Raw genomic sequence first — 11,983 nt, forward strand, 5'->3', positions numbered from 1 at the left:
TCGGGTCACGGGCGGGCGGTGGGCGAGCACCAGACTAAAGACTGATCGGGATGCCGGGCGACGGAGCGTCCGGGAATCATTGTGTGAACTCAGTCAACAATCTATATTTCTGACGTCGTCACACCATCGGCGCACGCCCGAATCCCAACGGACCTGTCCGAAAGGACCCACCCCATGCCGGCCCAGCCTGCCCAGGCCGCTGTCCCACATCCGCTCGATGAAGTTCCCCAGACGTTCCGGGCGGGGGACTCTTACGCGGTCCGGGACGCACTCGTGACCTACATCCGCCGGGACCTGCTGGGCCCCTGGGACGGCGAGACGGAGACCCTGCCGAGCGCCTCCTCCGGTCCGCGCGACCGTTACCTGGTCGGCATGCTCGGTCCCCGCCCCCAGGCCGTCACCACGGAACGGATCGCCCGGGCCGCGGCACAGAGCGCGGACGGCGAGTCGGGCGACGAGCAGGAAGGTGACGACAGCGCCCTGCAGGACCGGCTGAGCCCGCAGGCCGCCGGGCACATCTGGGCGTCGTCCATGGGGCTGTCCTTCACTGTCCCGGCCTCCGTCGGCACGCTCAGCGCCGTGGTCCGCTGGGGGCGGTACACGCAGTCGGAGGAGGGCACCGAGCGGGGGACGACCCGTAGGGTCTGGTCCCGTGAGCCCGTCGAGCACCTGGTGGACATCGATGTGACGGGCGGGAGTGACCGGGCCGTCGAACTCGACGGCGAAGCCGTCGTCCTCGACGTGCAGGTACGCCGGCACACTGGCCGGACGGATGCCGATGACCTGCGCATAGTCGAGCTGGCCCTGGTGAACCGGCAGCCGGACAGCCGGGACGCACGCGACGCCCACTGGCTCTTCCAGACCGAGATCGACGTCACCGCCTTCCCCGACGACCAGGCCGCGGTCTTCCTGCCGGTGGACGATCCACTCGACGCGGCCGGTCCCGGCAAGGTGCCCGAGGACCCCGAGGAGCGGCGGCTGCGCCTCCTCTACCGGGACAGCCTCAGCCACGCCAAGGGCCGCAACGTGGCCGTGCACGCGCACATCCGTGGTGGCGAACGCAACGCCCATCGCCTGACCACCGTCTGGCTGCCCGAGTACGACGTGAGGGCCACGACCGCGCCGGCACTCGAGGAGCAGGACCTGCTCCAGGGGCTGGAGTTGGGCATGGACGAACTGGCCGCGCTCGCCGTGCCCGACCGCCGGTCCGATCTCGGCGCGGCCCTCGCTCCGCTGGCCGACGGGTACGGCGCCTGGCTGGAACAGCAGCGCCGGGCAGCCCGCTCACTCCGCGGCGACCTGCGGGAATCGGCCGAGGTCGCGATCGAGCAGGCACTCGAGGTCTGTGACCGCATCACCCTCGGCATCGACCGGCTCCTGGCCGACGAAACGGCCCTGGCGGCCTTCCGGTTCGCCAACCGGGCCATGGCCCTGCAGCGACGCAACACCGCCGTCGCGGCCGCCCGTGCCGGCCGCGAGAACGACCCCCTCTCCTACCGTGAGGCCCAGGAGGAGGTCCACGCCAAGGGCAAGGCGGCAGCCAGCTGGCGCCCGTTCCAGCTCGCCTTCGTGTTGTTGAACATCGCCTCCCTCACCCAGCCCGGACACCCGCACCGAGGCACCGGCCGCGCAGCCCTCGTCGATCTGCTCTTCTTCCCGACCGGCGGCGGCAAGACCGAGGCGTATCTGGGCCTGGCCGCCTACACCTTCGCGCTCAGACGCCTGCAGGGGACGATCGGCTCGGGAACCGAGGCCCGCAGCGGCGAGGCAGGAGTGGGCGTGCTCATGCGCTACACCCTGCGGCTGCTGACCGCCCAGCAGTTCCAGCGCGCCGCCGCCCTGGTGAGCGCCTGCGAGGTGCTGCGCCGCGCGGAGTTCGCACGGGACCGGCGCTGGGGCTCCACACCCTTCCGCATCGGACTCTGGGTGGGCACCTCCGTCTCGCCGAACTGGTTCGACGAGGCGAAGGAACAGATCGCGGAGGCCAAGGAGAGCGCCAGCGACAAGCACGCCCGCGTCCTTCAGGTCCTCACCTGCCCCTGGTGCGGCAGCGGACTGACGGCCCGCTCGAACATGGAGTACGACGAAGGCCGCCGTCGCATCCTGCTGTACTGTCCGCGCGGGGAGGGAGAGGACTGCTGCCCCTTCTCCCGTCGCGAATCGCTCGGGGAGGGTATTCCGGTCCTCACCGTCGACGAGGAGATCTACCGGCTGGCGCCCTCGCTGCTGATCGCCACGGTCGACAAGTTCGCCCAGCTCCCGTGGAACGGCTACGCGGGCCTGCTGTTCGGCAGGGTCACCGAGCTCTGCCCCCGCCACGGGTACCGGCACGACGACCTGGACGCCAAGACCGGCTGCGGCGGCCGGCACAACGCCCGGGGCGCCCTGCCCGGCGTCACCGCCCAGCCCGTCACCCGCCTGCGGCCCCCGGACCTGATCATCCAGGACGAGCTGCACTTGATATCCGGGGCACTCGGCACCACCGTGGGACTCTTCGAAGGCGCCGTCGACCAGTTGTGCACGTGGAGCTTCACCGACGCCCACGGACGACGTCAGGAGACCGGCCCCAAGATCGTCGCGTCCACCGCGACCACCAAGCGTGCCGCCGACCAGGTGCGCGGTGTCTTCGGCCGCGAGGTCGCCGTCTTCCCGCCCCAGGTGCTGGACGTCGGCGACACCTTCTTCTCCCGGCAGGTGGAACTGAGCCGGGAGAACCCGGGCCGTCGCTACCTCGGAGTGTGCGCGCACGGCACGCGACTGAAAGCCGCCGAGATCCGCGTCGCGGAGATCCTGCTGCTCGCCGGACAGCAGCTCTTCGACGACTACGGCAGCCCCGCGGACCCGTACATGACGCTCGTCGGGTACTTCAACGCGACCCGCGAACTCGCCGGTATGCGCAGGTACATGGACGACGACATCACCACCCGGGTGCGTGCCAACGGCAGCCGCAAGGGCCAGGACACGCTCTCGGACCGCATCGTGAGCAGAACGGGGATGCTCAGCATTCAGGAGCTGACCTCCCGTATCTCCTCGGCGGACATCGGAGCCGCCCTGAAGCGGCTGGAGATCGAGTTCGACCCCGAGCGTGACACATCGGTGCGACGGCGCGCCTTCATCCGCGAGTACGCGGCCGCCATGAAGGAGAAGCGAGAGCCCCGCGCCTCCATGACACCGACCGTCCGGCAGGCCGTCGACGTGGTCCTCGCCACCTCCATGCTGCAGGTCGGTGTCGACGTCTCCCGCTTCGGCCTCATGCTGGTCGTCGGCCAGCCCAAGAACACCGCCGAGTACATCCAGGCGTCCTCCCGGGTCGGCCGTGACGCCAGGCGCCCAGGTCTGGTGGTGACCCTCTACAACTGGTCGCGGCCCCGCGACCTCGCGCACTACGAGGACTTCGAGCACTACCACGCGACGTTCTACCGTCAGGTGGAGGCCCTCTCCGTCACCCCGTACACCCGCCGCGCACTCGACCGGGGCGTCGCCGCCACCTACGTCGCCGCGCTGCGGCATGCGGCCTACGACACCTCCCGCAACCTCGACGCCCACCACGTCGACCTCGACGGTCCGCTCGCGCAGGACATCGAACGGCGGCTTCTGGAACGCGCCGAACGGGTGGGCGGCGACCGGCCGCGCCAGTACCTGAGCGAACGGCTGGACCGGCTGAAGGACGAATGGCGCCGCAAGCGCGACGAGAGCAGCTCAGCGCTCGGCTACCGCAAGGAGAAGCACAAGACGACCGTCGTGAACGGACTGCTCAGACGGGCCGATGGATCCCGGTGGACCGAGCTGACCGTCGGCATGTCGATGCGTGAGACGGAGAACGAGATCAACCTGCTCCTGCCCGGCGGCGGAGCGTTCCTGGAAGAAGCCTCGGGTGGCGGACCCGACTGGACGTTCGGCACGCCCGCGACCGACTCCGACGCCGACCCCGACACGGTGACCACCGTGGACAGTGACGAGTACGGGCCCCTCACGGCCGACACGGCCAGGAAGGCACAGCGATGAGCACCCATGCCGGCAACCGCAGGGTCGGTGCCGTACGGCCCAGCCACCTCATGTTCACCGCCGGTGTCGGCGCCCTCGTCGACCTGCCGAACTTCTCGGTCCTCATCCGGGGTATCGATTCCTGGAGCCATTCCGGGATCACCGACTACGACATCGACGAGCCCCGCCTCCGCGCCGCGGTCAACCGGTCCCTCCAGCGCTACGGCCGCGGACAGGTCGAGCAGTTGCGGGCCGCTCCCTGGCTCGAGGGCGCCGACACGGATCCGAAGGGCTGGGCGGCCCAGGGAGTCGGCGTGCCCGTCACGCCCTTCCCGCAGTGGCTGCGCTGCACCGCGTGCAACGTGCTGGCGGCCGTCGACTCCGGAGAGTTCGCGTTCTTCAACTCCAACCCACGGACACCGCACGAGGCCAAGTTCGTCCACGACTGCAAGCGGGGCAAGCCACTCGCCGTGGCCGCCCGCTTCACCCTGGTCTGCACCGCAGGGCATCTCGACGAGTTCCCGTACACCGCGTACGTCCACCACGGCCAGGCCTGCGGCAAGACCCCACGTCCGAAGCTGCGCATGAAGGACCACGGCGGCAACCAGGCCGCCAACGTCACCATCGAGTGCGTCGCCTGCGGCGTCAAGCGCAACATCCGGGAAGCCATGGGGGAGCGGGGTCGCCGCAACCTGCCTTCATGCCGCGGGCGGCACCCGCACCTGGGCACCTTCGAGTCGAACGGCTGCGCGCAGGAGCCCGTCCTGATGGTGGCGGGCGCCTCCAACCAGTGGTTCCCGCTGACTCTCAGCGCGCTGGCCCTGCCCAAGGTCCAGGGCGGAGACATCGACAAGCTCCTCGACGACCACTGGCCTGACCTCGAACTCATCGAGGACCGGATCCAGTTCGACTTCATGGCGCGCATGCCGAAGTTCGCCTTCCTGAAGGAGTTCGACGCCGACGCCGCGGTCGCGGCCATCGCGGCGCGTAAACAGGGAACGGCCGGACCGGCTCCCTCCGCGCCCGACGTTCAGGCCGACCTCTTCGGGCCAGAATGGGACGCGCTCTCCGGACCCCTCCCTGCTCCCAGTGACGACTTCGCGCTGCGGCAGGTCCCGGTGCCGGCCCGTCTGAGCGAGTTGTTCGCCGACCTCAGGCAGGTCGAGCGGCTGCGCGAGGCACGGGCGCTGATCGGTTTCACCCGGCTCGACGCGCCTGACCCGGAATCCCCGGAGATCGCCACGCGAGTCGAACTGTCCCGCGGAGTCCGCAACTGGGTGCCGGCGAGTGAGGTCCGCGGCGAGGGTATCTTCCTGCGCGTACGGGACGGTCTGATGGCGGAGTGGGCCGTCCGTATGGAGAAGTCCGCGCAGATGGAGGCACACAGAGAGGCCTACGCACGATTCCGGGCCAACCGGAAGTCAGACCGCAAGACGAGTGACTTCGACCCCTACTACGGCTGGCCCGGAGCACGGTACATCGCCCTGCACACCCTCTCCCACCTGCTGATCCGCACCATCGCCCTGGAATGCGGGTACAACTCCGCCTCGCTCGCCGAGCGTATATACGCGGGAGACGAGAAGAATCCGAGGACGGGCATCCTCATATACACCGCGGTCCCCGACTCCGAGGGCACCTTGGGTGGTTTGGTCTCCCTCGCCGAGGAGCGCGAGTTCGACCGGATCGTGCGCCGGGCCCTGACCGACGCCGGTCAGTGCTCGGCCGATCCGCTTTGCGCCGAGCGCCTTCCGCACGATCCGGCCGACTTCCTCCACGGAGCCGCGTGCCACGTCTGCCTCTTCGTCTCGGAGACGACGTGCGAACGCGGCAACCGGTTCCTGGACCGTCGTTTCCTCGTCCCGTTGGCCGGGGACAAGGAACCGGTGCTGACGCCGGTCGGTCTGCTGCCGTGAGCCGACCTGGGTTCGAGGCCGCTGCCGAGGCCGCCGTGGCGGCCCTCGGGCTCTCCCGCACCAAGGATCTGGTCGGGCTGCTCGCTCAGGCACGCTCCCGGGAACGGATCCTGACTGCACTGGCCACGCCGGCGGCCGGCGAGGCCGTGGCGCGACTGTGCGACGCCATCGAGTCGGAGTCGGTGCCGCCGGCCGAGGCGGCTGCCTATCTGCGCGGCTACGTCGCCGCCCGGCAGAAGGCCCGGGACACCGTCCGGGTCCGCACGGTGTGGAGTGGTCCCTCCACACCTGCCGTACCCGTCCGTGCCACCGCCCAGGTGCTCATCGAGGTCATCAACGCGGCCGAGCACGAACTGCTGGCCATGACGTACGCGGCTCGTCCCTACCCCGCCCTGATACGTGCCCTGACAGAGGCCGTGGACAGAGGCGTGCAGACGCACGTCGTGGTCGAGACCCTGGCCGGCGCCGGCGGACTTCTCTCGGGGAAGGAGCCTGCCGACGCGTTCGCGTCGGCGCCCGGGGTGAAGCTATGGACCTGGGCCCGGAACCCGGCCCAGCAGACCCGCTCCCGTCAGCACGCCAAGCTCGCCGTCGCCGATCGTCACACCCTCTTCCTAGGCAGCGCCAACCTGACCGAGTCCGCCGCAAGGCGCAACATCGAAGCCGGTGTGCTGGTCACCGGCGGGGAAGCACCCCGACGTGCAGCCGAACACATTGCGGAGTTGCAACGCCTGGGCGTACTGGAGCCTCTTCAGCACTGAACGGCCGAGAACCTCTGGCTCAGTTCTTTGGGCACTCAGAAGAAGCCAAGTTTCTTCGACGAGTACGAGACGAGGAGGTTCTTCCTCTGCTGGCGATACATCTGCCCGCCCTGGTGACACGCCGTTGGCCGTGGCGATGAAGCATCACACCTCGTCAGAGGTGGACCCTCCCTTGCGCCACCAAGACCGTATCGTCAGCCGTCAACTCGCCCCTCGGACACTCCTTATAACGAAACGCAAGCGAGGGCCTCGACCTAACGGTCGCGGTCCTTGTTGCGTTGTCGCATGTGATCGTGATGCCCAGGGCGTCGTAGAGGGGTTCCTTCTTGTCAGCGTCGTCGGCTTGGATACGTTGAGCGATGTCTCCGAGTCTCTCAGTAATCTCCCGGATCTGATCGGCCGTGAGGGGTGGTTCCTTCTTCCGGTTGACGCTGGGCAGTGCGTCGAGCTTCTTCTGTGCCGCTTCCCTGTCTCGTTGTGCGTCGTTGATCCACTGGGTGACGACGGCTGGGGCGGCTCCCAAGTCGAGGGCGGCCTGATAGCGGGCAAGACGCCGCTCGCATTCCTTGAGAGCTTGGCGGGCTCGGGCCTGCTCGGGGGTTTGGGGCTGCGCGGTGCTTGCCGCAATGCTGGCCTTGCTCTTGCCGAATACCTCATCCACGCTGGTCAAGCCGCATGCGCGTACTCGTGCAGGGTGCCGCCGAGCCTCGCGCGTCGTCGTATGTCGAGGCGTGCGATCCGCTCCGGATCGTCGATTGGTTCGGGCAACGGACGCAGAGGACGGGCATTCGCGAGGCCCTGGTGCGGCCTGTGCTCGTTGTAGAAAATCTCGAACTCGCGCAGGGCGTGAAGGAGATGGCGCTGGTTCCAGATCAGTGTCCGGTCCAGCACTTCTCGGCGGCAGGTTTGCACCCACCGCTCCGTGATCGAATTCATGCGGGGTATCCGGATGCCGCTGAGGACGATCTCGATGCCAGCGTCCTGGAGGACCGCATCGAACAGCTTGGGGAACTTCCCGTCCCGGTCCCTGATCAGGTAGAGGGCTCGACAGCCGGTGTCCTCGAGGTCCATGACGAGATTTTTTGCGGCCTGGGTCACCCAGGAGGCGGTCGGGTGAGCAGTCGCGCCCAGCATCCGTCTGCGCTGCCTGTTCTGCGAGGCGCTCGCTGCCGAGGAGCGCGCCGGTGAACGTGTGGTGCTGCGGTCGGAGCACGGGGCGGCCTTCGCCCCGTTCGCCGCCCGGTGGCCGTACGAGGTGCATCTCAACGCCCGCGGGCACATGCCCGGCCTTCCCGGCTTGGCCTCCGCTGAGCGGGCGGAACTGGCCGGCGTATACCGCGACGTACTGCGGTGCTTCGAGGACGTCGCGGAAGAGGCCTTGCCTTACACAGCGACATGGGTACAGGCACCGGCCCGGCGAGACCGGCATCCGAACCACCTGCACGCGCAGATCATCTCCGACCGTTTCCGGCCGGACCGGCCTAAACGGCTGGCGGCCGGTGAGCTGGGAGCCGCCACCTTCGTCAGCGAGGCCGTGCCCGAAGACACCGCGCGCAGCTCGCGCAGCGCCTGCGGACCTTCCCGGCGTGACACCACAGTCGCTTCCCGGCAGTGACTCCCCGGTCTCCGGTTCCGTCGGGCAGCGCAGCCGCGACGTCGACGGCCGGGTGGGCGGCACGGTCGTGTGGATCGCGATACCGAACAGCGTTCCAGGCAGCTCAGGGCTGCGGGTGTACCACCTGTACGCCCCGCTCCCGCATCGCCTCCACGACCGGGTTGTCCGGGGCAGCGTCCGTGACGACAAGGGCGATCTCGTCGACTGAGCAGATACGACCGAGCGCCATGCGACCGAGCTTCTCCGCCGTGGCCACCAAGATCACCCGTTGCGCCGCGTCGATAGCCGCCCGCTTCACCCGGACGTCGTCGAGGTTGTACGCGGTGGCTCCGTGGGCCGGGTCCACCCCGCAGCAGCCCAGGACAAAGGTGTCGAAGCACAGCTCCTTGAAGGTTTCGGCGGGTGTGTGGCCGTGGAAGGAGAGTTCTCCCGGCCGGATCTGGCCACCGGGCAGCAGCAGCTGGATGTCGGAGTACGTCGAGAGGGCGAAGGCGGCGTGCAGCGACAGCGGGGTGACCGTGAACTGCCGGTTCTCCATGGCCTTGGCCACGGCCACCAGGGTCGTACCAGTGTCCAGGGCGACCGTCTCGCCGTCCGTCAGCAGCGACAGAACCGTGCGCGCGAGTCGCTCCTTCGTCTCCATCCCCGACATGGCGCGGATGGCGTACGGCGGCTCCACCCCGCCCGGCAGGTTGCTCACCGCGCCCCCACGCACCCTGCGCAGGGCACCGCGCGATTCCAGGACTTCCAGGTCACGGCGGATCGTCATCTCGGACGCCCCCGTCGCATGGGCGAGGTCTGCGACGGTGGCGCGGTTCTCCCGCATGAGCAGCTCGATCACGAAGTTGTGTCTCTCCATCACGTTCATGTCAGCGAGGGTATCGGCTGTGTGGACAAGCTCTGATCGATTGAACATAGGATCTGTTCGAGACCACATGATCTGTGGGAGTATTGGGCCGTGCCGCTCATGTGATGTGGGCTTTCTGGTGTGTCAGATGTCCGCCTAACCATCCCTGGAGGAGTTCGATGCCCACCGCACGCAGACCCGATCCGTCCGGGGTCACGCAACGGCAGCTCACCGCGCTGGCGATCGTCGCGTCATGCGTGGCCTTCGTGGTGATCGGAGCCCTCCAGGCGCTGTACGGTCCGGCGATCCCCCAGTTGCGCAAGGACTTCGGTGTCAGCCCCGGCGTCGCCGGACTCAGCCTGAGCGGACACTTCGCCGCCGCAGTGGTCGGCGTGCTCGTCTATCACGTGCTCTGTGCGCGACTGGGCCACCGCGTCCTGCTCGGCGCCTCCTACCTCCTCATGGCGCTGGGAGCCGTGCTCTTCGCCGTCGCGCCCAACTGGCCCCTGGCCCTCGCCGGAACCTTTGTCATCGGCCTCGGCTTCGGCGGCGTCGACTACGGCCTCAACCAGCTGTTCGCCAGCGCTTTCGGCCGCCGCAGCACCGCCATGCTCAACGTGCTCAACGGCCACTTCGGCGTGGGTGCCATCGCGGGGCCCGCTCTGGTGGGATGGCTCGGCGCCGAGCAGTATCCGGCCATCTTCGTCGGCGTCGCGGTCGTCTGTGTGCTCATCCTGTTCACCCTCGGCGGCGTGGCCGCGCGGGATCCTGAGCCCGTCACCGAGACGGCGTCCGGCACAGGTGCGCGTGTCGCGCCGATCATCGCCGCGTTCATCGGCATCTACGTGCTCCACGTGGCGATCGAGACCGGGGTCGGCGGATGGGAGCCCACCCACCTGGAGACCGTCGGCTACGGCGCTGCCGCCGCCGCCACGGCCACCTCGGCCTACTGGGCGGCCATGACCATCGGCCGCTTCGTCGTGGTCCCGCTCTGCCTGCGCTTCTCGGCACCCGCGATCCTGACAGTGTGCTGCATGGGCATGGCGGGATTCCTGCTGCTCGCGACCCTTCCCTCGGTGGCGCCCTACGCCTACTTCGGAGTGGGCCTTGCCATCGCGCCGATCTTCCCCACCTGCCTGCCCTGGCTGAACCGGGCGGTGCCGAGCGTCGCCGCGGCCGGCGCCTATGTGATGGCCGCATCGATGATCGGCGGCGTCGCCTTCCCGCCGCTGCTCGGCGTGGTCATCGACAGCCTGGCCGTCAAGGCGCTCCCACTTGTCCTGCTGGCCCTGGCCGGCGTCTGCCTGCTGCTCAGCCTCTGGCTGCGCAAGAACGCCCCAGATCCCGACGGGCTGCCCACATCGAGCCCCGGCCCCGCTGGGGCCGCCAGCCCTTCGGAGGTGCAGGCGTGAAGGCCGTCCTCTTCGATATGTTCGGAGTCCTGGCACGTGTGCAGTCTCCGCAGTCGCAAGCTCTGATCGAACGAACAGCTGGTGTGAGCGGAGAACGGTTCTGGGACGCCTACTGGTCACTGCGCCCGCCGTACGACCGCGGTGATGTCCAGGGCCCCGCCTACTGGAAGGGCGTGGGTGAACGGCTCGGCATGTCGCTTACCGGCGGCCAGGTCGACGACCTGATCGCCGCCGACCTGGCCAGCTGGAGCGAGATCGACCAGGAGAGTGTGGACTTCCTGGCCGAGGTGGCCCGCCGGGGGCTGCGGCTCGGACTTCTCTCCAACATCCCCGAGGAGCTCGCCGCCCACTACGAGGCCACCCAGGACTGGCTCGGACACTTCAGCGTGGTCGGACTGTCCTGCCGGATCGGCAGCGCCAAACCGGAACCGGCGGCCTACGAGTGGTGCAGCCGTGAACTTGGGCTGTCCGCCCAGGAGATCCTCTTCGTGGACGACCGCTCCGACAACGTCCGGGCGGCCCGTGAGGTCGGCATGCACGGCCATGTGTTCACAGGCGTCGGCGCCCTCGCCGCGGCCCTGGAGGAGGGAGCGGACGGGTGACGTCGACCCCTCTCCTGCTGGCCCTGTGCGGGCCGGGAGACGACGGGGGCTGGCCCTGGTCGTCCCGGAGCGAGGCCGGACGCGCGGTGGTCGGAGCGGCGCTGTTCGAACTCGCCCGCGAGGGCCGACTGGAGCTGTCCGACGATCGCGTCGTGCCGTGTGGCGGCGGCCCGACGGGTGGCGGGGTGCAGGACCAGCTGCTCGGCCGCGTCAGCAGGGCCGGTCGGGCACGGGCACCCTGGGTCTGGATGGAGTTGCTCGGCCCCGACGCGCTGCGGCACGTCGAGGAGGAGTGTGCCCACGCCGCCGCCCCCGGTGCGCTGCGCCGGCGGGTCGGCGAGGCGAGGGCGCGAGTGGCCCGCGCCGCCGAACGGCCCGACGTCTCGGACGCCTCGGCCCTGGCGGTCGCGGTGCTGCTGGCCGCCGGCCGGTGCGGCCACTTGGTGCGGCCATCGGTCCCGCCCGACACGATGACCCGTCAGGCAGACGAGGCCATGGCGGCATTGGAGCGCAGTGCGCCGCATTCCGGCCATGCGCTGCGCCGGGCCTCGGCCGCGGTGCGCCGCTCGATCGCCGTATCCGCCGCCGTTCTGGCTTTTCCGGGTTAGGAAATCGCTTCCCGCGGTGAGAATCGGTGGCCGATTTTCTCCCCTCCTTGCCACTGGGCGGCCCTATATGATCTTCTTGTTGTGGGCACGTTGAGCGAATCCCGAGCGGATTTCCCTCTGTCCCACCTCCTTTTGCCGCGTTCCATATGGTGCGGCTGTGTTCAGTAGCCGGACTCTGCCGGCACAATTCCTCGGCTTGAGATTGAACAGACATTTGATGTGTGTCTGCCCGGAGGGAAAC

General features: G+C 69.0%; 9 protein-coding genes and 1 pseudogene. 7 read left to right on the forward strand and 3 right to left on the reverse strand.

Translation table 11 applies throughout. The annotated features are described in order from the left end of the window. Positions 1-174: 174 nt before the first annotated feature. From drmA to drmC, 3 genes are read left to right on the forward strand one after another with little or no spacing between them, the layout of a single operon-like run. Positions 175-4,005, forward strand: a complete 3,831-nt coding sequence (gene drmA / locus ABZ876_RS17390) for a DISARM system helicase DrmA (RefSeq protein ID WP_361781116.1) — start codon at positions 175-177, stop codon at positions 4,003-4,005. Further along, on the forward strand, positions 4,002-5,897 hold the full coding sequence (locus ABZ876_RS17395; RefSeq protein ID WP_361781119.1) for a DUF1998 domain-containing protein: 1,896 nt from the start codon (positions 4,002-4,004) through the stop codon (positions 5,895-5,897). Before drmA ends, ABZ876_RS17395 begins: the two co-directional genes overlap by 4 nt. Then, a complete protein-coding gene (drmC, locus tag ABZ876_RS17400; RefSeq protein WP_361781122.1) occupies positions 5,894-6,658 on the forward strand; it encodes a DISARM system phospholipase D-like protein DrmC in 765 nt (254 codons plus the stop codon). Before ABZ876_RS17395 ends, drmC begins: the two co-directional genes overlap by 4 nt. A gap of 154 nt (positions 6,659-6,812) precedes the next feature. Here drmC and ABZ876_RS17405 read toward each other — a convergent pair whose 3' ends face one another. Next, on the reverse strand, positions 6,813-7,319 hold the full coding sequence (locus ABZ876_RS17405) for a hypothetical protein (RefSeq protein ID WP_361781125.1): 507 nt from the start codon (positions 7,317-7,319) through the stop codon (positions 6,813-6,815). Between the two features lie 5 nt (positions 7,320-7,324). Next, a pseudogene (locus tag ABZ876_RS17410) lies at positions 7,325-7,813 on the reverse strand (integrase core domain-containing protein); the annotation flags it as partial. Between the two features lie 37 nt (positions 7,814-7,850). On the opposite strand from ABZ876_RS17410, the gene ABZ876_RS17415 reads away from it, so the two are divergent. Further along, positions 7,851-8,273, forward strand: coding sequence for a hypothetical protein (locus ABZ876_RS17415; protein WP_361781128.1), 423 nt, complete (start codon positions 7,851-7,853; stop codon positions 8,271-8,273). A gap of 103 nt (positions 8,274-8,376) precedes the next feature. Here ABZ876_RS17415 and ABZ876_RS17420 read toward each other — a convergent pair whose 3' ends face one another. Further along, the gene (locus ABZ876_RS17420) at positions 8,377-9,141 is read right to left on the reverse strand and encodes a DeoR/GlpR family DNA-binding transcription regulator (RefSeq protein ID WP_361781131.1); all 765 of its coding nucleotides are present in this window, start codon (positions 9,139-9,141) and stop codon (positions 8,377-8,379) included. Between the two features lie 158 nt (positions 9,142-9,299). On the opposite strand from ABZ876_RS17420, the gene ABZ876_RS17425 reads away from it, so the two are divergent. From ABZ876_RS17425 to ABZ876_RS17435, 3 genes are read left to right on the forward strand one after another with little or no spacing between them, the layout of a single operon-like run. Continuing rightward, positions 9,300-10,532, forward strand: a complete 1,233-nt coding sequence (locus ABZ876_RS17425; RefSeq protein ID WP_361781134.1) for an MFS transporter — start codon at positions 9,300-9,302, stop codon at positions 10,530-10,532. A gap of 17 nt (positions 10,533-10,549) precedes the next feature. Beyond that, complete coding sequence (locus tag ABZ876_RS17430) at positions 10,550-11,134, forward strand: HAD family phosphatase (RefSeq protein ID WP_361781338.1); 585 nt, start codon at positions 10,550-10,552, stop codon at positions 11,132-11,134. Continuing rightward, positions 11,131-11,742, forward strand: coding sequence for a GPP34 family phosphoprotein (locus tag ABZ876_RS17435; protein WP_361781137.1), 612 nt, complete (start codon positions 11,131-11,133; stop codon positions 11,740-11,742). The genes ABZ876_RS17430 and ABZ876_RS17435 overlap by 4 nt, the downstream gene beginning before the upstream one ends. Positions 11,743-11,983: the final 241 nt, after the last annotated feature.

It is taken from the genome of Streptomyces sp. NPDC046931 (assembly GCF_040644655.1).
In the GTDB taxonomy this organism is placed as follows: domain Bacteria; phylum Actinomycetota; class Actinomycetes; order Streptomycetales; family Streptomycetaceae; genus Streptomyces.